The sequence below is a fragment of the Streptomyces sp. NPDC001502 genome (assembly GCF_042894785.1).
Lineage (GTDB): Bacteria > Actinomycetota > Actinomycetes > Streptomycetales > Streptomycetaceae > Streptomyces > Streptomyces kutzneri.
On the sequence record NZ_JBIAVW010000022.1, the window covers coordinates 36,414 to 58,185 of the forward strand.

22 protein-coding genes are annotated in these 21,772 nt (G+C 71.5%); 13 read left to right on the plus strand and 9 right to left on the minus strand.

Annotation, left to right across the window (positions count from 1 at the left end; genetic code table 11):
* Window positions 1-160: 160 nt before the first annotated feature.
* Entirely contained in the window at window positions 161-769 is a 609-nt protein-coding gene (locus ACFY0D_RS31170) for a rhomboid family intramembrane serine protease (RefSeq protein ID WP_390801323.1), read from the minus strand.
* Window positions 770-855: 86 nt separating this feature from the next.
* Between ACFY0D_RS31170 and ACFY0D_RS31175 the strand changes: the two genes are divergently transcribed.
* Complete coding sequence (locus ACFY0D_RS31175) at window positions 856-1,545, plus strand: UbiX family flavin prenyltransferase (RefSeq protein WP_373038216.1); 690 nt, start codon at window positions 856-858, stop codon at window positions 1,543-1,545.
* Here the strand turns inward: ACFY0D_RS31175 and ACFY0D_RS31180 are convergent.
* Window positions 1,542-1,679, minus strand: a complete 138-nt coding sequence (locus ACFY0D_RS31180) for a hypothetical protein (protein WP_390801407.1) — start codon at window positions 1,677-1,679, stop codon at window positions 1,542-1,544. The genes ACFY0D_RS31175 and ACFY0D_RS31180 overlap by 4 nt on opposite strands.
* Before the next feature lie 123 nt (window positions 1,680-1,802).
* On the opposite strand from ACFY0D_RS31180, the gene ACFY0D_RS31185 reads away from it, so the two are divergent.
* From ACFY0D_RS31185 to ACFY0D_RS31210, 6 genes are all read left to right on the plus strand, one after another.
* Entirely contained in the window at window positions 1,803-2,258 is a 456-nt protein-coding gene (locus ACFY0D_RS31185; protein WP_030388096.1) for an Lrp/AsnC family transcriptional regulator, read from the plus strand.
* Window positions 2,259-2,318: 60 nt separating this feature from the next.
* Window positions 2,319-3,482, plus strand: coding sequence for an aminofutalosine synthase MqnE (gene mqnE, locus ACFY0D_RS31190; RefSeq protein WP_351157939.1), 1,164 nt, complete (start codon window positions 2,319-2,321; stop codon window positions 3,480-3,482).
* 99 nt (window positions 3,483-3,581) lie between these two features.
* On the plus strand, window positions 3,582-4,106 hold the full coding sequence (locus ACFY0D_RS31195) for a GNAT family N-acetyltransferase (protein ID WP_390801324.1): 525 nt from the start codon (window positions 3,582-3,584) through the stop codon (window positions 4,104-4,106).
* A 156-nt stretch (window positions 4,107-4,262) separates the two neighbouring features.
* The gene (locus ACFY0D_RS31200; RefSeq protein ID WP_390801400.1) at window positions 4,263-4,535 is read left to right on the plus strand and encodes a DUF4229 domain-containing protein; all 273 of its coding nucleotides are present in this window, start codon (window positions 4,263-4,265) and stop codon (window positions 4,533-4,535) included.
* A gap of 371 nt (window positions 4,536-4,906) precedes the next feature.
* Window positions 4,907-6,226, plus strand: coding sequence for a dicarboxylate/amino acid:cation symporter (locus ACFY0D_RS31205; RefSeq protein WP_390801325.1), 1,320 nt, complete (start codon window positions 4,907-4,909; stop codon window positions 6,224-6,226).
* 127 nt (window positions 6,227-6,353) lie between these two features.
* Window positions 6,354-8,252 carry an SMI1/KNR4 family protein gene (locus ACFY0D_RS31210; protein ID WP_390801326.1) on the plus strand — a complete coding sequence of 633 codons (1,899 nt, stop codon included), beginning with the start codon at window positions 6,354-6,356 and terminating at the stop codon, window positions 8,250-8,252.
* Between the two features lie 43 nt (window positions 8,253-8,295).
* Here ACFY0D_RS31210 and ACFY0D_RS31215 read toward each other — a convergent pair whose 3' ends face one another.
* The 4 genes from ACFY0D_RS31215 to ACFY0D_RS31230 are packed head-to-tail and all read right to left on the minus strand — an operon-like array spanning window position 8,296 to window position 10,778.
* Complete coding sequence (locus ACFY0D_RS31215) at window positions 8,296-8,610, minus strand: hypothetical protein (protein ID WP_390801327.1); 315 nt, start codon at window positions 8,608-8,610, stop codon at window positions 8,296-8,298.
* Window positions 8,611-8,617: 7 nt separating this feature from the next.
* Window positions 8,618-8,938, minus strand: coding sequence for a hypothetical protein (locus tag ACFY0D_RS31220; RefSeq protein WP_390801328.1), 321 nt, complete (start codon window positions 8,936-8,938; stop codon window positions 8,618-8,620).
* Window positions 8,935-10,338, minus strand: coding sequence for a hypothetical protein (locus ACFY0D_RS31225; protein ID WP_390801329.1), 1,404 nt, complete (start codon window positions 10,336-10,338; stop codon window positions 8,935-8,937). Before ACFY0D_RS31225 ends, ACFY0D_RS31220 begins: the two co-directional genes overlap by 4 nt.
* Window positions 10,335-10,778: a hypothetical protein gene (locus ACFY0D_RS31230; RefSeq protein ID WP_390801330.1), complete on the minus strand. Its 444-nt coding sequence runs from the start codon at window positions 10,776-10,778 to the stop codon at window positions 10,335-10,337. Before ACFY0D_RS31230 ends, ACFY0D_RS31225 begins: the two co-directional genes overlap by 4 nt.
* 540 nt (window positions 10,779-11,318) lie before the next feature.
* On the opposite strand from ACFY0D_RS31230, the gene ACFY0D_RS31235 reads away from it, so the two are divergent.
* From ACFY0D_RS31235 to ACFY0D_RS31245, 3 genes are all read left to right on the plus strand, one after another.
* Entirely contained in the window at window positions 11,319-12,029 is a 711-nt protein-coding gene (locus ACFY0D_RS31235; protein WP_390801331.1) for an ABC transporter ATP-binding protein, read from the plus strand.
* On the plus strand, window positions 12,026-12,979 hold the full coding sequence (locus ACFY0D_RS31240) for a hypothetical protein (RefSeq protein WP_390801332.1): 954 nt from the start codon (window positions 12,026-12,028) through the stop codon (window positions 12,977-12,979). The genes ACFY0D_RS31235 and ACFY0D_RS31240 overlap by 4 nt, the downstream gene beginning before the upstream one ends.
* 83 nt (window positions 12,980-13,062) lie before the next feature.
* Window positions 13,063-13,875, plus strand: coding sequence for a hypothetical protein (locus ACFY0D_RS31245; protein ID WP_390801333.1), 813 nt, complete (start codon window positions 13,063-13,065; stop codon window positions 13,873-13,875).
* A 190-nt stretch (window positions 13,876-14,065) separates the two neighbouring features.
* Here the strand turns inward: ACFY0D_RS31245 and ACFY0D_RS31250 are convergent, their stop codons facing one another.
* Together ACFY0D_RS31250 and ACFY0D_RS31255 are read right to left on the minus strand one after the other, a co-directional pair.
* Window positions 14,066-14,917 carry a DUF4190 domain-containing protein gene (locus ACFY0D_RS31250; RefSeq protein ID WP_390801334.1) on the minus strand — a complete coding sequence of 284 codons (852 nt, stop codon included), beginning with the start codon at window positions 14,915-14,917 and terminating at the stop codon, window positions 14,066-14,068.
* 242 nt (window positions 14,918-15,159) lie between these two features.
* Window positions 15,160-15,651: a hypothetical protein gene (locus ACFY0D_RS31255; protein WP_390801401.1), complete on the minus strand. Its 492-nt coding sequence runs from the start codon at window positions 15,649-15,651 to the stop codon at window positions 15,160-15,162.
* A gap of 203 nt (window positions 15,652-15,854) precedes the next feature.
* Here ACFY0D_RS31255 and ACFY0D_RS31260 point away from each other — a divergent pair, with 203 nt between their 5' ends.
* The 3 genes from ACFY0D_RS31260 (at window position 15,855) to ACFY0D_RS31270 (ending at window position 20,479) form a co-directional block, all read left to right on the plus strand.
* Window positions 15,855-16,757 (plus strand): NAD(P)H-binding protein, encoded by a 903-nt coding sequence (locus ACFY0D_RS31260; RefSeq protein WP_390801335.1) that lies wholly within the window; start codon window positions 15,855-15,857, stop codon window positions 16,755-16,757.
* A 96-nt stretch (window positions 16,758-16,853) separates the two neighbouring features.
* On the plus strand, window positions 16,854-18,725 hold the full coding sequence (locus tag ACFY0D_RS31265) for an AMP-dependent synthetase/ligase (RefSeq protein ID WP_390801402.1): 1,872 nt from the start codon (window positions 16,854-16,856) through the stop codon (window positions 18,723-18,725).
* A gap of 152 nt (window positions 18,726-18,877) precedes the next feature.
* A complete protein-coding gene (locus tag ACFY0D_RS31270) occupies window positions 18,878-20,479 on the plus strand; it encodes an alpha/beta hydrolase (RefSeq protein WP_390801336.1) in 1,602 nt (533 codons plus the stop codon).
* An 80-nt stretch (window positions 20,480-20,559) separates the two neighbouring features.
* Here ACFY0D_RS31270 and ACFY0D_RS31275 read toward each other — a convergent pair whose 3' ends face one another.
* Complete coding sequence (locus ACFY0D_RS31275; RefSeq protein WP_390801337.1) at window positions 20,560-21,741, minus strand: lipase family protein; 1,182 nt, start codon at window positions 21,739-21,741, stop codon at window positions 20,560-20,562.
* Window positions 21,742-21,772 lie beyond the last annotated feature (31 nt).

Below are 21,772 nucleotides of genomic sequence, written 5' to 3' on the forward strand. Positions count from 1 at the left end.
ACGAGTCCGTCGAAGCCGCACCACGGCCGGACCATTCGTCGGTTGTGGAACGACCTGGAAGCCCGGTTGGGGCCGGAGTGGGGCTTCCTCACAGACGTTGCGATCCCCTTCGACAAAGAGAACGAGTTCTGTCCCGACCTGGCCGTGGATCCCTCCGCCGTCAGCCGGTGAGGGCGGGCTGCCGGCGGGCCGGGCGGCGGAAGTACAGGGCCGTCACGATGCCCGTCACCAGGCCGCACAGGTGGCCCTGCCAGCTGACGCCCGTGTTCGTCGGGAGGACGCCGACGAAGAACGAGGTGCCCCAGACGGCGGTGACGCCCACGGCCACCGCCACGCCCAGCACCTTGCGCTCGACGAAGCCGCGCACGAGCAGGTAGCCGAAGAGACCGAAGACGACACCGGAGGCGCCCAGCGTCAGGGTGCCGGACGGGGATATCAGCCAGGTGCCGAGGCCGTCGCCCAGCACGATCAGGCCGCACACCGCGAGGAAGCGGCGGATCCCGGACAGGGCCGCCATGAAGCCGAGGACCAGCAGCGGGACGCTGTTGGAGGCGACGTGGTCGAAGCCGAAGTGGAGGAAGGCCGCGGAGACGACGCCGGTCAGGCTGCCGGGGTCGCGGGCGACGATCCCGTACTGGTCGAGGGCGTGGCCGGTGGCGTAATCGACGGCCTCCAGGGCCCACAGCAGGGCCACCCAGCCCAGCATCAGCTTGGCCGCCGCCTTGGCCCGGTCGGTCTGGGTCCAGCCCGGTTCCACCGTCGTGCTCATCTTCGCCCCCTCGTCGCGTCCCGTCACGGGAACGTCCCGACACCTTACTGAGTGCCCATCGGTGGTGGCCGGATAGTCTCGGAGGTATGACTGAGCGCAAGCGCACCCCGTGGGTGGTCGGGGTTTCCGGAGCGTCCGGGACGCCGTACGCGGCGGCGGTGCTCCGCGGGCTGCTGGCCGCGGGGGAGAGTGTCGACCTGGTGGTGAGCCGCGCCTCCCGACTCACCCTGCTGGACGAGACCGGGATCGCCTTCCGTGACGCGCACTGGCGCGAGGACCTGGGGGAGTGGCTGGGGCGTGGGGCCGACGGGAAGCCCGAGACCTTCGCACGGCCGGAGCTGGACGACGTCCGGTACTGGGGTGCGGGGGACCTGGCGGCGGGCCCGAGTTCGGGCTCGTATCCGGTCAAGGGGATGCTCATCGTCCCCGCGTCCACGGCCTGTGTGGCGGGCGTGGCGCTCGGACTGTCGAAGGACCTGCTCCAGCGCGTGGCGAGCGTGACGCTCAAGGAGCGGCGCCGACTGGTGGTCGCCGTGCGGGAGACCCCGCTGAACGGGCAGACGCTGCGCCATCTGGTGGCGCTGGACGAGGCGGGCGCGATCGTGCTGCCCGCCTCTCCGGCGTTCTATACGGGTGCGACGCACATCCAGGATCTGGTGGACTTCGTCGCGGGGCGGGTGCTGGACGCGGCAGGTGTGCCGCACCAGCTGTACCGCCGTTGGGAGGGGGAGCTGGGAGGCTCCCGTACTCCCCGGGAGGCAAGCGCCGGTGACTAGGCCTTCTTCTTGCGGCCAAGCGGCTTGCGGGCCTTGTCGACGCGGTAGGCCGCGGCGGGCTGGTGGGCACGGGATCGGTTGGCCAGCTCCTGGAGCTCCCGCATGTGTGCGTAGGCCATCTCGATCGTGAACACGGTGAACCACTCCTGAAGATCGTCATTGATCAGCTGAAAGATTTCACAGGGTGTTGACCCTGTGTGCCTTAGATTCTATACCTAGACTTGCAGGATCGCCGAATAATGGAAGGCTCCACGTAAATGGACACGGTGGACAGGCAGCTCATCCAGGCACTCCGGGAGAACGGTCGTGCCTCGTACGCGGAGCTGGGCCGTCTCGTGGGCCTCTCCGGCCCCAGCGTCACCGACCGCATCAACCGTCTGGAGACGGCCGGCGTCATCACGGGCTACCGCGCGACGGTGGACTCGCGTTCGCTCGGCCTCGGCGTCACGGCGCTGATCGGACTCTCCATGTCCGACGCCGCGGACCACGAGGACGTGGCCCGGCGGCTGCGCGACCTCGCCGAGATCGAGGACTGCTGGTTCATCGCGGGCGACGACTCCTTCATGCTGAAGGTGCGCGCCAACGACGTGGACGGCCTGGAGAAGATCATTCGCAGGCTCTCCGGCACCAAGGGCGTATCGCGTACCCGCACCACCATCGTGCTCTCCACCAAGTGGGAGAACCGGGTCGGGGAACTTCCCGAGGAAGCCTGAGAGTACGGTTGGCCAGGGTTCGCAGGACAGGCAGAGGCATCTAGAGGAGGCGACCGGCACATGGACGCTGGGCTCAAGCGTGAGCTGGAGGAGAAGGTCCGCTCCGGCGAGCGGCTGACCCGTGAGGACGGTATCGCCCTCTACGAGTCGGACGACCTGGCCTGGCTCGGTGGCCTCGCCCACGAGGTGCGCACGCGCAAGAACGGTGACGTCGTCCACTTCAACGTCAACCGGCACCTCAACATGACGAACGTGTGCACCGCCTCGTGCGCGTACTGCTCGTTCCAGCGCAAGCCGGGCGAGAAGGACGCGTACACGATGCGCATCGAGGAGGCCGTGCGCCTGGCCAAGGCCATGGAGAACGACAGCCTCACCGAGCTGCACATCGTCAACGGCCTGCACCCGAACCTGCCGTGGCGCTACTACCCGCGCTCGCTCTCCGAGCTGAAGAAGGCGCTGCCGAACGTCTCGCTGAAGGCGTTCACGGCGACCGAGATCCACCACTTCGAGACGATCTCGGGAATGTCGGCCTCCGACATCCTCGACGAGCTGATCGAGGCCGGCCTGGAGTCGCTCACGGGCGGCGGCGCGGAGATCTTCGACTGGGAGGTCCGGCAGCACATCGTCGACCACCGCACCCACTGGGAAGACTGGTCGCGCATCCACCGGCTCGCGCACGAGAAGGGTCTCAAGACCCCCTCGACCATGCTCTACGGGCACATCGAGGAGCCGCGCCACCGCGTGGACCACGTGCTGCGCCTGCGCGAGCTCCAGGACGAGACCGGCGGTTTCCAGGTCTTCATCCCGCTGCGGTACCAGCACGACTTCGTGGACATGCAGGACGGCAAGGTGCGCAACAAGCTCCAGGCGCGTACGACGATGGCGACCGGCGCCGAGGCGCTGAAGACCTTCGCCGTCTCGCGGCTGCTCTTCGACAACGTGCCGCACGTCAAGGTCTTCTGGGTGATGCACGGTGTGCAGACCGCCCAGCTCGCGCTGCAGCACGGCGCGGACGACATGGACGGCTCGGTCGTCGAGTACAAGATCACGCACGACGCGGACAACTACGGCACCCCGAACAAGCTGGGCCGTGACGATCTGCTGGAGCTGATCCGGGAAGCGGGCTTCCGCCCGGTCGAGCGCAACACGCGCTACGAGATCATCCGCGAGTACCCCGGTCCGGACGCGAGCCTGCGCGAGACCCCGCAGGCGATGCGCGTCTGACGCCTCGTCCGACCGCTTCTCGGTGAGTTGAACCCCGGCCCGTGGGCCGGGGTTCGGCTTTTCTGGACGGGCCGATTAGGTAATGGGTAATCTTCTGCAGTGACTCTTACTTTCGTCCTGGATCCGGTCGTCGACCCTCCCCTCCGTGAGGGGATCCTGGCGCTGTGGGCCGACGTCTCCAACGCGGGCGGCGCCGTGGGCTTCGTGCCCCCGGTCACCCCCGACGACATCCGCCCCTCGCTCGACAGCCACCTCGCCGGCGTCGCCGACGGGAGCTGCCGACCGGTCCTCGGGTACGACGGGGACGGGACGGTCGCCGCGGCCGCCTTCCTCACCCACAACGCGCACCGGCTCCAGCTCCACTGGCTGTGGGCCTACACGGTGATGGTCCACCCGCGCCATCAGGGCAAGGGGTACGGGCGCGCGCTGATGGCCGCCACCGAGGCTGCGGCCCGCTCCGTCGGGAACATCGACGCCATCCGCCTCAGCTGCCGCGGCGGTCACGGCCTGGAGCACTTCTACGCCTCCTGCGGCTACAAAGAGGTCGGCCGCGTGCCCGGCGCCATCCGGGTGGCCCCGGGCGACGACCGCGACGACATCACGATGCTGCTGCCGCTGTACTGACACGCGGTCCTGCCCGCGGCCGGACCCCGGAGGGCCGCGGCCGCACCCCGGCGTGCTTCACTTGACGGGCACCGGGCACCGGCCGCCGCAGACCACGACGAGAGAGAAGGGGTCACCGTGTCCCTCAAGACCAGCGCAACGATCCGCTACACCGCGATGCGCCTGGGCGTCTTCGTCGGATGCCTCGTCGCCGTCGCGGGCCTCGTCCGGCTCGGCTGGGTGCCCGCAGGGCTCGGGGAGGCCAATGCCGCCTGGGTCGTGCTGCTCGCCATCGTGATCTCCGCCCCGCTCTCCTTCGTCCTTCTGCGCAAGCAGCGCGACGCGATGTCCACGCAGATCTCCGGGCGCGTCGCGGGTGCGAAGGAGCGGCTCGCCGCGAACCGCAGCCAGGAGGACCAGGCGGACGACGCGGCGCGGGTGGCCTCATAACGCCCCAGTTGGCTTCATCACACATCGAACCGCCCCAGCACCGGGTATACCGCCCGTAACGCTGGGGCGGTGGTGTTTTCCGGGCCTCCGCAAGGGGGCCTCGTGCGCCGTTGTCTCAAAGCGCCCCTTTGAGATTCCCAAAGAGGAAGTGTTAGCGTGTTCAACATGTTGACCACAGTTGCGCACCCCATGATCACGAGCCTTCCGCTCGCGATGCGCCTGCACGTCGACCTCTGCCGCCGCGCGTCCGCGGCCTGTTGCTGTTGAGCTGAATCGATACAGCAGCCGTCCCGGCCGGCCCTTCTGGCTGCTGCCGCACCGCTTCACCACCGCAGTACTTCCCCCCTGTCTTCGTGCGCCACCTCCGGAGAGTGTCCGTGTCCGCGACCCCCCAGGCCCCTGCCAAGGCCTCGTTCAAGTTCCCCTTCTGGGCCCAGATCGTCGCCGGTCTCGCCCTCGGTGTCCTCTTCGGCTGGATAGCCCGCAGCCAGGACATCAGCTGGCTCGGAACCACCCTGGAGAAGACCGGCGACATCTTCGTCCAGCTGCTGAAGCTGGCCATCGCCCCGCTCGTCTTCTTCGCGATCCTGGTGTCGATCACCAACCTGCGGAAGGTGAACAACGCGGCGCGACTCGCCTCCCGCACCCTCCTCTGGTTCATGATCACCTCGCTGATCGCGGTCGGCATCGGCATCGCCATCGGCCTGCTGACCGACCCCGGTTCCGGCACCGGCCTCACCGCGGCCGACGGCAAGGACCCGAAGAAGACCGGCTCCTGGATCGACTTCCTCACCGGGATCGTGCCGACGGACATCGTCACGCCGTTCACCGAGCTGAAGGTCCTTCAGATCGTCTTCCTGGCCGTCGTCGCCGGAATCGCCGCCCTCCAGATCGGCGCCAAGGCCAAGCCGGTCCTCGACCTCGCCGAGTCCGCCCTGGAGCTGCTCCAGAAGGCCCTGTGGTGGGTCATCCGCCTCGCCCCGATCGGCACCATCGGCCTCATCGGCACCGCGATCGCCACGTACGGCTGGGACCTGATCGGCAAGTACGCGACCTTCACCGCCGACGTCTACATCGGCTGCGCCCTCGTGATGTTCGGCGTCTACCCGCTGCTGCTCGCGACGGTCGCCAAGGTCAGCCCGCTCCAGTTCTTCAAGGGCGCCTGGCCCGCCATCCAGCTGGCCTTCGTCTCCCGCTCCTCGGTCGGCACCATGCCGGTCACCCAGAAGGTCACCGAGCGCCTCGGCGTCCCGAAGGAGTACGCCTCCTTCGCCGTCCCGTTCGGCGCCACCACCAAGATGGACGGCTGCGCCGCGATCTACCCGGCCCTCGCCGCCATCTTCATCGCGCAGATCTTCGACGTGCAGCTCGGCATCAAGGAGTACCTGCTCATCGTCTTCGTCTCGGTCATCGGCTCCGCCGCCACGGCCGGTCTGACGGGCGCCACCGTCATGCTGACGCTGACCCTGTCCACGCTGGGCCTGCCCCTCGCGGGCGTCGGCCTGCTGCTGGCGATCGACCCGATCCTGGACATGATGCGCACCGCCACCAACGTGGCCGGCCAGGCCCTGGTCCCGGTCATCGTCGCGGCCCGCGAGGGGATCCTGGACAAGGAGGCCTACGCCTCCGCCTCGGCCTCTTCGCTGGACGAGCCCGCCCCGGCCGCCGAGCCGGTCGCGGTCGCGGCCTGACCGCCGCACCGCACCGCACACCACCTGCCGCAGCCCCTGCCCCCGACCGGGCGGGGGCTGCGGCGTTCGCGCCGCCCGCGCCGGGCACCACGGAGCACTGTCAGCGGCGGATGGCAGCATCGGGAGCATGACGAAGAAGGATGCGACACCGTTCGACTGGCGCCCGTTCCTGCTCCGTTGGAGCGGGGAGTGGTCCGATTCCCTGTCCGACGACGCCGGGCGAAGCGAGGAGGACGAAGCCGCCCGGCGGGACCGGTGGCTGGGGTTCCCGCCCGCGTCCGAAGAGCGGATCGCGGCCATGGAGGAGCGCCTCGGCCGGCGGATGCCCCCGTCGTACCGGGAGTTCCTCGAAGTCAGCGACGGGTGGCGGCACGCCGGCGGGTTCATCTGGCTGCTGGCGGGGACCACGGACGCGCACTGGCACGACAACGAGTCCGGGCTCGCGGACGTGTTCGAGGAGTACCTGGACGACGATGCCGGACCCGACGAGCGGCGGGCCGCGGACCTCTGGCGGCGCGGGCTCCAGCTCGACGTCGAGTCCGACATCACCCACGTCCTCCTGGATCCCGAGGATGTGGACGAGGACGGCGAGTGGGCCGTGTACACGTGGGCGAGCTGGCGGGCCGAGGCACCCGAGCGGCACCCGAACTTCGCCGAGTTCATGCGGGCCGTGTACCGGGAGTTCCACAGCCTGCACGCGCGCCCGGGCGACGGGGAGCCGGAGTTCGCCAACGACACGACGCGGGAGCTGGACGCCCTGATGGAGCAGGCCCGGCTGGAGGCGCTGCGCGGCGAGTGGGAGCGCGCCGGGCACCAGCTGGACGAGGCGAAGCAGTACGGCAGACCGCGGGCCGGCGGACTGGGCGACCAGATAAGCCGCCTGCTGGGACAGACCTACATGGTGTACTTCGAGGACGTGGTGATCGACCCGCGGTACGCGCCCGAGCTGCTGCCGGTGCTGGTCGCCGACCATGCGGCCCAGTCGTACAGGGACGACTCCACGCTGAAGTACCACCTGCGGGGCGCCGGTGAGGACGTGGTGTCGCTGGCCTACGCGATGCTGGAGCAGGTGCGCGGCGGCACGTACCGGTACACGGCGGCCGGGCCGTTCGGGGAAGCGGTCGAGCGGGCACGGGAGCTGGCGCGCTGGGGCGACACCGACGGGGCATGGCGGACGCTGATGGACGCCCTGCCGGTATGGCAGCCGCTGGGCCCCGACCATCTGGCGCCGCTGGGGTGGGTGGCCGACCCCCTGCTGGGAACCCTGCTGACCCCGGAACGGGGCCGCGAGCTGCTGTCCACCCCCAGGGGCGGGCACCCGGGCGGGACACCGGACGCGACGGCCGGCCTCGACCCGGACGGCCTGGCGTGGCTCGCGGACCCGGGCCCCGGCCGCGACCTCACGTCCTACCGGTTCGTCCTGGTCGAAGACGTGGAGCCGGAGGACCTTCCCGGACGCCTCGCGGACGGTGACGAGGCAGCGCTCCGCGTTCCCATGACTTCTGCCGAAGTACGCCGGAGACTGCTCGACGGACAGCGGGAGTTCTCGTCCTACGACGACAAGGCCCTCATGGCGGTCGGCCGGGCCGGCCCCCGGTGGAGCTTCGCCTTCGACGGTGACCCCGCACATTTCCACCCGCAGAGGTTCGTCTCCCCGGCCGCGGCCGCCGGCGCGGGCACCCGCGCGGTGGTCGTGTGGAGCGGTCTGCGGAACTGGCGCGGGGAACCCTTCTTCCACCTGTCCGTGGCGCAGGACGGAGCCGAGCAGTACGCCTTCACGTACGCGGGCGGGGAGATCGGCCGGACCGGGGAGATACCGGAGGCGCTGGACCCGGACCGGTTCTTCGGCTCCCCGGAGGAGCACGCCGGGGCGCACCGGTCCCTGCTGGAGGCCGTGACCGGCGAGTTCGGTGTCCGGCTGCCGCGCCACGCGCTCCTGAACGGGCGGCTGCACACCTTCACCACCCGCTCGTGGACGCGGCCCCCGGGAGACGGGGAGGTCTACGCCGTGGTCAGCATCGGGTGAGACTCCGCGTGCCGACGGGCGGGGACCTCCGGCCCTCCTCCGGTCAGACCGTCTGCGCGCGGACGTAGGCGACCGTCGCCAGCAGGAACGGCAGGGCGAACCACCACCGGCCCATGGTCCGCCGGAACAGCGGGGTGATGGTGATCAGCAGCCCTGTGAGGCACAGCACCAGGCAGCAGCCGGTCAGGAAGCGGACGTCCTCGCGCACCAGGTCGTCGTCGGGCTCCGACCCGATCGACAGGGCGACGTAGCAGGTGAACACCGCGGGGATGTAGGAGAGGGCGAGCGGTATCCCGAGGACCCACTGCAGGCAGCCGCGGTCCTCGGGCAGGTCGATGTTCTCGCGCGGGAGCCTCATCCGCGCCTCAGCCGAGTGTCGCGCCGCGGATGAACGCGGTCAGCCCGAGGAGGAGGGGCGGGGCGAGCCACCACGGGCCCATGGCCCGGCGCACGCTCGGTATCGCGGTGATGAGCAGGCCCAGCACGCTCAGGGACACGGAGACCAGGCACAGCGCGCCGACGTTCTCGTAGCCCTGGTCGTCCCACTCGCCCCGGGGCCCGGCGAACAGGGCCCCGAACACGGCGGCGGCGTTCAGCAGGTGGATGATCCCGAGCGGAACGCCCAGTACCCACCGCAGACAGCCCTGGTCCCGGGGCAGGTCGATGCTCTCGCGGGGGTACGTCATCGCATTGCGTCCTTCGCTTGGGCGAGGTTCCCGACGAACCGGTCACCGTAGCCCTGGGCCTTGGGAAGATCCCAGTAGGGACCTCCGTTGTAGCGGGCGGCGATCTCCCGCATCTGGGCCTCCGTCATCTGATCGGCCGGGACGTCGGCGAGACCGCTCTCCGCCTTGATCTGGGCCAGGAAGCCGGCCGCTATGAAGGCATTCTGCTTGGGGTCCTGGAGCGCCTCCTCCACCAGGGTCCGCTGGTGGTCGGTGAGGTTCGCCGGGTCGTAGCCGAGCACTTCGGCGCCGCGCCGGAGCTGGATGGCGATCGGCCCGTACGAGGTCTCGTCCAGCTTCCCGCCGAGCCGCCACGGCAGGTTCTCGGGGGTGACCGGGCTCAGGCCCCAGGGGGCGGCGGCCTGTTCGCGGATCGTGCCGGTCACGTCGTCCAGCAGTCCGGGCTGGTAGCCGCCGATCTCCTGCCAGGCCACGCCCGCGACCAGCTCTTCCGGCAGCCCCGCGTTCTTGGCCGCCGCCCGCAGGACCTCCTTGTTCTGGGAGATCCAGTCCGCGTGCATGCCGTCGGTGACCAGGGGGATCCAGTAGTTGTCGGCGGCATCGCCCGGCAGCCCGGCGACCTGCATCCGGATGGCGCGCAGCTGCGGGGAGACCGGGGTGTCCGGCCCGACCGGGCCGGTCATGTCCTTCTTCGGGCCGCTGCCCGGCAGATGGGTCAGGGGGTTGGCGCGGGCCTCCGCCGCCTCGCGGCGGATGTCGGCCATGGCCGCGTAGAGGTCGGCCCCGCCCGCACCGCCCTTCAGCCTGAACTCGGGCAGCAGCTCGTACGCCTGCTTCAGCGCGTGGACGCAAGAGCTGCGCGCTTCCTGTTCGGTGGTCTTCGCCAGCTGGAAGTTGCCGCCCGCGTCGTCGTGGAGGCGGTTGGCCTCGTCGCGGATGTCGTCGACGTCCATCGTGAGCTCGGCGAGTCCGTCGAGGAATCCGGTCGTCGCCCGCATGTCCTCCCACTGGCACATCGGCTCCGCTTCCTGAGCCGTGCGGGTGATCGCGGTGCCCTTCGTGGCGATCAGGGCTGCGAGCTTGCGCTCGGAGCCCTTGCCGTTCGCATAGTGGGACTTGGCGGTCGTCAGGGCCGCCGCGTACGCGTGCAGGGCACTGGCGGCCTTGTCGTACCCCTCGGCGATGTGCTGCACGAGCTGCCGTGCCTCGGACAGGCGCGAGGTGTAGGCGTGGCTGTTCTCGCTGTGCCACTCCGTACCGGTCTCGGCGCGCCGGGCGGGCTCCTCGGCCTGCACGAGCAGATCGCGCAGGCGCTTGAACTCGGCGGCGTTGCGCTCGACCAGCGCCGGGTTGCACTCCTCCAGGAACTGGACGTCCTTGCGATGGCTGAGCCCGCTCACTTGGCCTCCGGCTTCACGTACTGCCCCGATTCGAGGAGGCCCGCGAGGAAGGAGCGGGCGGTGTCGTCGTCCACCTGGGCGAAGTCGGTGCCGGTCGTCTTCAGGCGGGTGGCCAGGGCGGCGAACAGGCCGATCGTGTCCTTGAACTGGTCGTCGGCGAACTGGGCGAAGCGCAGGACCTGTGCCGAGACGTCGCCGTGGGCGCGCGGCGCGCGGGCCATCGTGCCGGCGTCGCCGTCGGGCCGGCCCTCGTGGAGGAGGGCGGCGATCTCGATCAGCAGGTTGGCGTTGCCGTTGATGGATGCGGCCCCGGCCACCAGGCTCCCGGCGGGGCTTCCCGGCGCGCTGCCGTCCGCCGGCGCGTGGTTGAGGCGCATCACGGGTGACTGCTGTGCGAGGACGGCGGCCTTGTGCTGGGCCCATTCCGCGTCGAACGACATGTATCCCCTGGATAGTTGATAACTGGACATGGCCAGAATCAGCTGGTCATGTCCATGCTAATACGGGGATTTCCGCCTACGGAACCTCGCGGCGCCGATATGGACCGGAGACGCGGTAGCGGGCCGTCCGGTTCCGCGACGGACCGGCGGGGCGGGCCTGTGGTCGCCCCTCGGCGATCAACTGACCTCGGCGGGAGGCCTGATGGCGGTATCGGCCCCGGGCGGCCGGGCGGCCGGGTGCTCGGGGCGGAAGGCCGCGGACGGCGGGCAGCGGCATCGGTGCACGTCTGCACCCGCGCGACGTGGCGATCTCGCTCCTTGACCTTTGAATGATCTTCATAGCAGCATGGCGTGCTGCCGACCGGACACACCGTTCCGTCACCGATGGGGCGGGATCCCTCATGCGCTCGCGAGCGAAGTTCCCGTTGACATCGGGTGCGTCGGCCACTGCCCTTCTGGGCGCTCCGGCGCCCGCCGCGCATGCGGCGTACGGCTACAGCAGGTGAAGCGCGCACGATGACCGTCCTTTCCTGTCGCGATGTGACCAAGAGATTCCGAAAGCACTCCGTGCTGGACGGCGTCAGCCTGAGCCTGGAGGCCGGTGAGATCGTCGGCCTCCTGGGCCTCAACGGCGCCGGCAAGACCACGCTCATGCGTCTGATCACCGGGCTCGCGCTGCCCAGCTCCGGTGACATCCGCCTGTTCGGCGAGCCGCTGCCGATGCGACCCGCGCAGCTCGCCCGGATCGGCGCCGCGCTCGACGCGCCGTCCTTCCCCCGCTGGCTCACGGGCCGTGCGGTCCTGCGCATGCTGCTCGAAAGCACGGGACGCCCGGACGGCGGCCGGACCCGAGCCGTGCTCGAACGCGTGGGTCTCACCCACGCGGCCGACAAGCGGGTCGGGACCTACTCCCAGGGAATGCGGCAGCGGCTCGCTCTCGCCTCGGCCCTGCTGAAGAAGCCGGACCTCCTCATCCTCGACGAACCCACCAACGGCCTCGACCCGGAGGGCCTGCGAATGGTCCGTCGCGTCATCGCCGAGGAATCCGCCCGCGGCGCCACCGTTCTGGTCTCCAGCCACCAACTGGACGAGATCCAGCGCATCTGCCACCGCGTGATCATGGTGGCGGACGGTCAAGTGGCTGCCGCCGGAACCCTGGAACAGCTCGGCTACGACCCCGCCCGCGGACCCGACGCCTTCGAGGACTGGTTCTTCGGGCTGGTCGGTCACCGCGGCGGAGGCGCCCGATGAGACCCTTGATCCTCGGGGAGTACCGCCGGCTGTGCCGCCACCCCCTGGCGATGACGCTCGCCGTCCTCTTCGCACTGGGATCCCTCTACTGCGCTCTCGGCAGCCAGCGTGCCGCGTCGGAAAGCCTCGCGAACGTCCGCTACAACATCGAGGAAGTTGCCCAGGGGTGCGAGACGACCCTGAACACTCCCGCGCAGAAGGCCGCCTGCCTCAAGACCGTTCCCTACGAACTCAAGACCCTGCGGCGGTACGAGGCGTCCTTCACCGCGAACGGCCGCCGCGCGGCCAACGCACAGCACCCCGTGGCCGCTCTGACCTGGACCACGAAGCTCGCGACGTCCGTCCCGGGACTGGTGCTGGTCGTCCTGGTGGCGGCGTTCTTCGTCGCGGGTGAATGGAGCCGGGGCAGCATCGTCGCCCGCCTCCTCCACGAGGCCCGGCTCGGCCGCCTGCTGACCGCCAAAGCGGTCGCGGTCTGGATGTGGATGCTCACCCTGGTGGCCGCCTCGTCGGCCGTGACGGCGACCGTCGGCGTGCTCTACACCCGCTCCGCGTTCCCGCTGCCGTCCCCCGGACCGCTCGGCCGGGTCCTGGTCGAGACGGCCACCGTCCTGCTCGCGGGCGCCGCGGTCCTGGCGGGCGCCGCGGCCACCGCCGTGGTCCTGGGGGCACTCATCCGCCTGCCCTTGCGTACCGCTCTCGTGGGCATCGTGCTCCTGCTGCTCGTGCTGCAGACCTCCCAAATCCCCGGAGTGGGCGCGTGGCTGCCCGGTGGCGCCCTCTCCGACCTGGTCGGATTCGGCGGAGTCGACAACGTGTGGGATCACCTGTGGACGTCCACCGACCCGTCGACGGCCCCCGCCCTGCTGCGGGCCGTGCCGACGGTCGTGGGCATCGTCCTGCTGTGCGCCTTCCTGCAGCACCGCTCCCGGACACGGGACCTGGTGTGAGCGGGACCGTCGCGGGAAGGCGCCCGCGATATCGGAGGGGAATCGTCTGGAAGGGCGAGTCCCGGGTCCTCCTGGTGCCTCCGGTGTACCTGACCGCCGCCCTGCTGATCGCGGCCACCGCAGCCGCAGGCGCCCTGAAATGGTGGGGAGGTGCGGCGTTCGGCGCCCAGCACCCCACGGTGGGGGCCCTCGTCGAACCCGCGTCCGCGCTGCGCGCCGCGGCCTGGCAGTCGTCCACCTTCGGCGGGCTCCTCCTCGCCACGGTGATCGTGACGATCGGAGGGGCCCAGCTCATCGAGAGCGGAACATGGGGGGTGCTCCGGCTGTACGAGAACCGGAGCCACGTCCTCTTCGCGCGCAGGCTCTGCGCGGCCGTCGTGTTCCTCGCCGCGGTGCAGCTGGTGAACGGCCTGACCCTGTGGATCGTCATGCGGGGGATGGCGGTCCTCCGGCCGACCCCGACCCGGCCACCGACCGCCTTCGACACCGGTACGCCCGCCCTCGGCGTGGCCGACGCCGGATCGGCCGGCTGGGCCGAGGCGCTCACCGCCACGGGCGGAGCCCTGCTGACGCAGACGCTGTACCTCTCCCTCGGGTGGTGTGCCGCGGCGCTGCTCCGCAACTCCATCGGAGCCCTGGCGCTGGGCATCGGCCCCTGGCTCGTGACCGCCCCGCTGCTGCTCCTCCCGGTCGGCCCGTTCGTCCCCCACGCGTGGATCGCCAGTCTGATGTCCCTGCCGGGTGAGGCGCAGTACCGCCTCTACTTCTGGGTCCAGGCGGCACCGGAACCCTCGCCGGGGGTCGCCGCGGCCCTGGCGGCCGGCTGCACCGCGGCCGCCGCCTTCCTCGCCCAGCTCCTGCTCCGCTCGGAGCGCGTGCTCCGCCCCATCGACTGACTTCCGGCTGCTCGGACCGCGTCGCGGGGGTCCGCGACGCGGCCCGGGGCGATGTCGGCGACCGCGCCTTCCGCGCCCCCCACCCCGGCCGCTGCCGGGACTGCCCGCCGGAGGAGAGCGCGGCGGCGTGAGCGGGTCCGGCCCCGCCGGCGTCCTCGGCCGGCGTTCTCGGCCGGCGGGGCCGTGACGGTCAGGAGCCGGCGGCGCGGACCGAGCCGGTGGTCGGGCCGCTGGGGTCGCCCACGAAGCAGGTGACCTCACGGTCACCGAGGAGCCAGCTGGCGGCCTGAGGGTAGTAGTAGTAGATCTCCAGCTTCTCCGAGACCTTGGGGTTGTCGCCCACGTACGAGGTGAGCGCGGTGCCGCTGCACTTCTCCTCGGCGCTCTTGGTGACCTTCTCCGTGCCCGGGTACGTTCCGGCGTCCAGGTTGAAGACCGCGTACGCCTCGCCCTTGTGCGGCTGGGTGCAGGGCACGATGCTCACCGAGCGGGCGGCCTGGGTGCCATCCTCGTCGCCGTACTGGGCCAGATCGTCCTTCGTGTTGAAGCAGTCGCCCTTGCGGATCTCGGTCAGGCCGCTGGAGGCCGGGTTGGTCGCGGCCGGGCCGGTCGCGCCCGGGCCGCTGGAGACCGGGCCGGTGACCTGGCCGCCGGTGTCGCGCTTCTCCTTGGCGATGTCATCCAGCGCTCCGGAGAGGCCGAGGGCCACGAAGACGCCCCACATCACGATGACCAGGCTGTGGACGACGATCGCCGCGATGGCCAGGCCCTTGCCCTTCTCGCCACGGGACTTGATCTGGGAGAGGGCGACGATGCCGAGGATGATCGGGACCAGCGGGATCCCGCAGACGATCGCCATGACGAGCGCGACGATGGCCAGCGTGTTGGTCTTCTGCGGCTGCGGCGGGTACCAGCCCTGCGGTCCGGCGCCGTGCGGCAGGGGACCGGGCTGCCCCGGCTGTCCGTAGGGTCCGGGCTGTCCGGGCTGTCCGGGCTGTCCGTACGGGCCGGGGGACGTCGGAGGCTGCGGTGGTATGGACATGCGTGTGGAGCTCCTTGCTCAAAGGGTGAGACGCATCAAACGGTCCGGCAGTCGCAACGCACCGACGCATGCCTGCCCGTGGTCTTTACGCCGCCCCTACGCTACCTCCCGCCGCCGACAGCCCACGGGGCGCCCGCCCCTCCCGTCATCCCGTCATCCCGCGCTCCTGCCCGGCCCGTCGGCGGCCGCCCTCGCCCGGTGCCGGCCGGGGCGGGTTCCGCGGACGCGCCGGAAGGTCGCGCTCAGGCCGAACGCGCTGCCGTAGCCGACCTGGTGGGCGATCGACTCCACCGCGCGAACGCCGCCCGCGAGACCCCGGCTTCCTCGGCGAGGCCCGCCACCGTCCACGGCCGTTCGGGCCGGTCGTGGATCGGCCGCAGCGCCCGGCCCGTGACGGGGTCGCCGAGCGCCCGGTACCACCCAGGCGGATCGGCAGCCGCTCGGAGACCGGGCCGCCCGCCTGGTAGCTGCCGGTGAGCAGGACGCTCGGGCCGTCCGTGGTGTTCCCGCAGGTGCGAAGGCCCAGCAGGACCTCTTCGCCGATCTCCACGAAGTCGGCGGTCGTGCAGCGGTCGGGCCCGTGCACCACCCACAGCGGCGGCGTCCGCACGTCCCCGTCGGCGGTGTCCGCGAGGGTGAACGGCCGCGCCCCCCGTCACGATGGCCACGTCGCCCTCGCCGAGCGCGACGGGTTCCCCGCCGGCGGGGACGATCCAGCCCGTGCCGCGCAGCATGGTGGCCAGGGCGATCGGTGTCGGGCCGGCGATGCGGTCGACCACGGCGGGGGAAGGACGTTCCGGCGGAACAGGGCGCCGTCGGAACGTACTTCGTACGGCAGGCTCGCGAGCGCATCCATGCGACCACCTCTGGACGCTCGGACATGTATCTGAGCGGGACGACCATTCTCCGTCCGGGCGCCGCCGGATTGACTGGTCACATGACGACGACGAAGAACGACACGACGGCGAACAACACGGCGAACGACACGACGGCCAAGCCGATCCTGGTGCTGGGCAGCACCGGCAAGACGGGAAGCCGCGTGGCCGCGCAGCTGCGGCAGCGCGGTCACGAGGTCCGGGGCGCCTCCCGGAAGGGGCCGGTCGCCTTCGACTGGACCGACGAGAACACCTGGGAGCGGACGCTGCAGGGGGCCGGTGCGGCGTACCTGGTCGACTCGCAGCTCCCCGACGCCGCCGAGTCGATGCGCTCCTTCGCCAAGCTGGCCGTGGCCTCCGGTGTCGAGCGGCTGGTGCTGCTGTCCGCCCGCGACTGGGTGGTGCCGGAGGGCGAGGAGAAGCTCCCCTGCGAGCGCGCGGTCCGCGAGTCCGGCGCGCAGTGGACCATCATCAAGCCGTCCTGGTTCTTCCAGAACTTCAGCGAGGACCCGTTCATCGGGGGGCAGATCCAGGGCGGCGAGCTCGTGATGTCGACAGGCGGCGGCGTCGAGCCGTTCATCGACGCCGAGGACATCGCCGAGGTCGCCGTGGCCGCCCTCACCCAGGAGGGGCACGGCGGGCAGGCCTACGAGCTGTCCGGCCCGCGGCTGCTGAGCCTGGGCTCCGTGGTCGACGAGATCGCCCGGGCCACCGGCCGGGTGATCACCTACCGTCCGCTCCCGGCGGACGAGTTCGCCGCCTACGCCATGGGGCAGGGCGTGCCGCAGGAGTTCGTCGGCCTGCTGAACCTGCTCTACGGCTGGATCGCCGAGGGCCGCTTCGCCATCCTCGCCGACGGTGTGCAGCGGGTGCTCGGCCGGGAACCCCGTGACTTCGCCGACTACGTGCGGGCCACCGCCGTGTCCGGGGTGTGGGGCGGTGGCGGTGGCGTGGAGCGTCCGTGAAGAACGGCTCCAAGGGCTGGTCGGAGGGGTTACCGCTACGTAAATTACCGGCGGTAACACTCGTGCCGAGCCAAGGAGTGCGCCGTGGGAGCCGAGCTGAGGCCGGTCCGGGCCGTAGAACCGGTCGAACCCGTCAAGACCGTGATCGACGGAGTGGTCCGCGAGGTACGGGTGCCCGCGCTGGCGGGCCCTCCGGACCGCGGATCCCTCGGGGACCTCCCCTTCACCAACGCCTGGGAGGCCCCCGGGGAGCCGGTGCTCGCCCGCAAGGACCAGGACGGCGTCTGGCACGACGTCTCGGCCGCACAGTTCGCGGCCGAGGTGCTCGCCGTGGCCAAGGGGCTGATCGCCGAAGGGCTCCGGGAGGGCGACCGGCTCGCCATCATGGCCCGTACGACCTACGAGTGGACCCTGCTCGACTTCGCCGGCTGGGCCGCAGGCCTGGTCACCGTACCGATCTACCCCACCTCCTCCGCCCTCCAGGCACGCTGGATCATCCAGGACTCCGGGGCCGTGGCCTGCGCCGTCGAGGACACCGCGCAGGCCCGGCTCCTCAGCGCCGAACGCGGCAACCTGCCCTGGCTGACCCACCTGTGGGAATTCGACACCGGCGCCGTGGCCCGGCTGGTCAAGGCCGGGGAACGCATCCCGGACGCCGTGGTCCACAACCGGCGGGCCGCCCGCACCCCGGACTCCGTCGCCACCCTCATCTACACCTCCGGCACCACCGGGCAGCCCAAGGGATGCGTGATCACCCACGCCAACTTCTTCGCCCAGGTGGACAATGCGGTGGAGCTGCTGCACCCCGTGTTCAAGTCCGTCAGCAAGGACCCCGCCTCCACCCTGCTGTTCCTGCCGCTCAGCCACGTCTTCGGGCGGATGGTCGCCGTCGGCTGCATGCGGGCCCGCGTCAAGCTCGGCCACGCGCCCAGCATCCGTACCGAGGACCTCCTCGCCGACCTCGCCGGCTTCCGGCCCACCTTCCTCCTGGCCATCCCCTACGTACTGGAGAAGGTCTACAACACCGCCCGGGCCACCGCCGAGAAGATGGGCCGGGCCTCCTCCTTCGACCGGGCCGCCCGCATCGCGCAGCGCTTCGCCGAGATCGCCGAGGCCAGGAACCCCGGGCTCGTGCTGCGCCTCGCCCGGTCCGTCTACGACCCGCTCGTCTACCGGCGCGTCCGGGCCGCGCTCGGCGGCCGCGTCCGCTACGTCCTGAGCGGCGGATCACCGCTGGGCCGACGGCTCGCCGCCTTCTACACCGGCGCCGGCATCGAGGTCTTCGAGGGCTACGGGCTGACGGAGACCACCGGCGCGAGCACCGTGACCCCGCCGCTGCGGCCCCGCCTGGGCACGGTCGGCTGGCCGCTGCCGGGCACGGCCGTACGGATCGCGGACGACGGGGAGGTGCTGCTGGGCGGCCGCCACGTCTTCGCCGGCTACTGGAACGCCGCGCACGCGGCCCCGTACGGGAGCTGGCTGGCCACCGGCGACATCGGCGAGCTCGACGCCGACGGGTACCTCACCATCACCGGCCGCAAGAAGGACCTGATCATCACCTCCGGCGGCAAGAACGTGGCCCCGGCGCCGCTGGAGGACTGGCTGCGGGCCCATCCGCTGGTCGGCCAGTGCATGGTGATCGGCGACAACCGGCCCTACATCACCGCGCTGATCACCCTGGAACCCGACGGCCTGCAGCACTGGCGCCAGATGCACAAGAAGCAGAACATGCCGATGCGCGAGCTGGTGCGGGACGAGGAACTGCGGGCGGACCTCCAGCGGGCGGTGGACGAGGCGAACCAGCTGGTCTCACGGGCCGAGTCGATCCGCCGCTTCGCCGTCCTGCCCGGCGATTTCACCGAGGCGCGCGGCCACCTGACCCCGTCCCTGAAGCTCCGGCGGGGCGCGATCGCCCGGGACTACACGGACCGGATCCAGGAGCTGTACCGGGGCCCCCGGCAGGCCTGAGCGGCAAGCTTGAGCGGCGGGCCTGAGCGGCGGGCCTGAGCGGCGGGCCTGAGCGGCGGGCCGCGGCGCCCCCGCCCGCGCCGGGCGGCGGGGACCGGGGAGCCGGTCTATGGTGGGCAGATGGGTCCGGGGGGCCGCCCGAGGAGGGCGCAGTGCACCGTTCCCGAGTCCGTAGGGTCATAGCCGCGGGCGTGGCCGCCGGAGCGATGCTCCTGGCCTCGCTGGGTGCGGTTCCGGCGCCCACACCGGCGCCCACGCCCACCTCTGCGCCCACCGGGGGCGACGATCCCCTGGCGCGGTTCCACGCCCAGCACGTCCGCTGGGGCGACTGCCCCGAGAAGCCCGTCCCCGCCGAGATGCGGTGCGCCGTCGTGGAGGTGCCGCTCGACTACGCGGCCCCGGGCAAGGGCACGGTCAAGGTGGCCCTGGGCCGGATCCCGGCCACCGACCCGGACCGGCGCATCGGCTCGCTCCTGATCAACTTCGGCGGCCCCGGCGCCTCCGGCATGGCCGGCCTCGCCGCCGATCCCAAGCTGTTCGCCGACCTCGGCGAACGCTACGACCTGATCGGCTTCGACCCCCGCGGCGTGGGCCACAGCGACCCGGTCTCCTGCGGCGGCGCCCAGCAGGCCGAAGAAGCCCCGAACGCCGACATGGCCGCGGCACTGGCCACCCTGCGGGCCGAGGTCAAGCGCTGCGAGGCCAACTCCGGCCCCGTCCTCGCACACATGGGAACCGTCGAGGTCGCCCGCGACATGGACGTGATGCGCCGCGTCCTCGGGGACGAGAAGCTCAACTTCCTCGGCTTCTCCTACGGGAGCCGGCTCGGCGCCGTGTACGCCGCGCTGTTCCCGCGTACCACCGGCCGCATGGTCCTGGACGGCGTCGACACCCTCACCGAATCGCTGACCGAGCAGGCGCTCGTATCGGCCCGCGGCCAGCAGCAGGCCCTCGACAACTTCCTGACCTGGTGCGCCCACCAGACCGGCTGCGTCTACGGGACGAACACCCGTACCGCCAAGGAGAAGGTGGCCGCCCTGGTGGAGCGGCTCGACACGGAGCCGCTGGTCGGCCACGACGGCATACCGGTGAGCGGCCTGGTCGCCACCCTCGCGATCGGGCAGGCCCTGTACTCACAGAGCACGTGGCCCGCACTCGCCAAGGCGCTGGCGCAGGCCGAGCGCAAGCACGATCCGGCCGGGCTGCTGGCCCTGATCGGCCTGACGGAGTCGCCGCAGCCGACGGACCCGCCGGAGCCGAGCGACCCGCCGGACCCGGCGCAGGCCGACGGATCCGATCCGGTGCCCGCCGACAACCTTGCCGCCGCCCTCGCCGCCGTGACCTGCGCCGACGACCCGGACCGGTCGATCGACAAGGCCACCCCGGCCGCGCTGGAGAAGGAGATCAACGCACTGGCGGAGGAGTTCCTCCAGGTCTCGAAGGTGTTCGGGGTGGCGCAGCTGCTGTCCGTGCTCACCTGCTACGGACGGCCCCCCGGCACCGACTTCATCCGGAAGATCGACCACCCGGGGGCGCCGCCGATGCTGCTGGTCGGCACCCGCGGCGACCCGGCGACGCCGTACGAGTGGACGGAGGAGACGGCCGAGAGGCTGGGCTCGGCGGTGATCGTGGACCACAAGGGCGACGGGCACACCGGCTACGCGAGCTCGCGCTGCGTGGGGCAGTACGTCGACGACTTCCTCCTGTACGGGCGGCTGCCTTCCGGCACGCGGTCCTGCCCCGCCGGAGAGTGAACCGGCCGGGACGGACCGGACCGAACCGGACCGACCGGACCGGCGGGCCGGCCCCGGTGGCAACCCGGCCCGCCCGCCGTTCAGCAGTTGGCGTGCGTCGGACGCCCCGCGAAGCGGTCCGCCAGCCAGTTCCCGGCCGCCAGGGAGTGCGTGATCACGCCGCTGACGTGCTCACCGACCCACACGGTGTCGAACTCGACGTTCGCGCCCCGCGCGCACCAGTCGGAGCGCAGCCGGCGCCCCACCCCGTACGGGATCAACTCGTCGGCGAGCGCGTGGTACTGGTACACCGGCGCGGCCGGGGCCGTCCCCCCGAGCCGGCTGCGGTTCAGCGCGGCCTGCCAGTCCGCCTGGGCCAGCGGGTCGCGCGTGGTGAGGTCGGAGATCCGCTTGAAGGAGCCGGCGATGGAGTTGATCGCCACGCAGTTCTCCTTCATCCCGGCGACCAGGGCCTTGCCCGCCGGGTTGAGGTAGGAGTCCAGGTCCAGCTCCGGGAAGGCCGCGTCCTGGCCGGCGGCCGCCATGAAGATGAGCCCGGACCCGTAGGAGCCGTTGTTGAACTCGGCCACCTTCAGCAGGTCCCCGGGGACACCGCCGGTCGCCGTCCCCTTGACCTGGAGCTCAGGGGCGTACGAGCCCTGCAGCTCGGCGGCCCAGCTGCCGGCCTGGCCGCCCTGGGAGTAGCCCATGATGCCGACCGGGCCGCCGGCCGGCAGCCCCGCCTCGGGCAGCCGCTGGGCGGCGCGCGCCGCGTCGAGGACGGCGTGCCCGGCGGAAGGACCGACGGTGTAGGTGTGGACGCCCGGGGTGCCGAGCCCCTCGTAGTCGGTGACCACCACGGCCCAGCCGCGCAGGGTGAGCTGCTGGATGAGGTTGGCCTCCATGGCGGTGCCGTGAGGGAGGTTGTTGCTCGGCGCGCACGAGTCGCCCATCCCGACCGTGCCGACGGCGTACGTGATCAGCGGGCGCGGCCCGGTGCGGCCGTCCTGCGGGACGATGACGGTGCCCGAGACGATGTTCGGGGCCCCGTCGGCGGCGGTCGAGCGGTAGTGGATCTTCCAGGCCTTGGTGCCGGTGGGCTGGCCGGGCAGCGGGTGGAAGGCGGAGGGGGCGCTGCTGACCACATCGCCCGGGGCGGCGGCGGCGGAGGTGGTGGCGTCGGCGGCGGCCGCGGCGCTCGCGGTGGCCGTGGGGATCGCGGCGGAGGCGGCCAGGGCGGCCAGGGCGGTCACGGTGGCGAGGGGGGTGCTTCGGAAACGCATGGGCGGCTCTCCCAGGGGGATCGTTCCGTGC

What these genes read in the sequence shown, in the direction of transcription:
- ACFY0D_RS31240 (WP_390801332.1), top strand. Translation starts at nt 12,026, where the DNA reads ATGAGACCCTTGATCCTCGGGGAGTACCGCCGGCTGTGCCGCCACCCC.
- ACFY0D_RS31175 (WP_373038216.1), top strand. Translation starts at nt 856, where the DNA reads ATGACTGAGCGCAAGCGCACCCCGTGGGTGGTCGGGGTTTCCGGAGCG.
- ACFY0D_RS31255 (WP_390801401.1), bottom strand. Translation starts at nt 15,651, where the DNA reads ATGCTGCGCGGCACGGGCTGGATCGTCCCCGCCGGCGGGGAACCCGTC.
- ACFY0D_RS31185 (WP_030388096.1), top strand. Translation starts at nt 1,803, where the DNA reads ATGGACACGGTGGACAGGCAGCTCATCCAGGCACTCCGGGAGAACGGT.
- ACFY0D_RS31230 (WP_390801330.1), bottom strand. Translation starts at nt 10,778, where the DNA reads ATGTCGTTCGACGCGGAATGGGCCCAGCACAAGGCCGCCGTCCTCGCA.
- ACFY0D_RS31215 (WP_390801327.1), bottom strand. Translation starts at nt 8,610, where the DNA reads ATGAGGCTCCCGCGCGAGAACATCGACCTGCCCGAGGACCGCGGCTGC.
- ACFY0D_RS31275 (WP_390801337.1), bottom strand. Translation starts at nt 21,741, where the DNA reads ATGCGTTTCCGAAGCACCCCCCTCGCCACCGTGACCGCCCTGGCCGCC.
- ACFY0D_RS31260 (WP_390801335.1), top strand. Translation starts at nt 15,855, where the DNA reads ATGACGACGACGAAGAACGACACGACGGCGAACAACACGGCGAACGAC.
- ACFY0D_RS31200 (WP_390801400.1), top strand. Translation starts at nt 4,263, where the DNA reads ATGCGCCTGGGCGTCTTCGTCGGATGCCTCGTCGCCGTCGCGGGCCTC.
- ACFY0D_RS31170 (WP_390801323.1), bottom strand. Translation starts at nt 769, where the DNA reads ATGAGCACGACGGTGGAACCGGGCTGGACCCAGACCGACCGGGCCAAG.
- ACFY0D_RS31250 (WP_390801334.1), bottom strand. Translation starts at nt 14,917, where the DNA reads ATGTCCATACCACCGCAGCCTCCGACGTCCCCCGGCCCGTACGGACAG.
- ACFY0D_RS31210 (WP_390801326.1), top strand. Translation starts at nt 6,354, where the DNA reads ATGACGAAGAAGGATGCGACACCGTTCGACTGGCGCCCGTTCCTGCTC.
- ACFY0D_RS31220 (WP_390801328.1), bottom strand. Translation starts at nt 8,938, where the DNA reads ATGACGTACCCCCGCGAGAGCATCGACCTGCCCCGGGACCAGGGCTGT.
- mqnE (WP_351157939.1), top strand. Translation starts at nt 2,319, where the DNA reads ATGGACGCTGGGCTCAAGCGTGAGCTGGAGGAGAAGGTCCGCTCCGGC.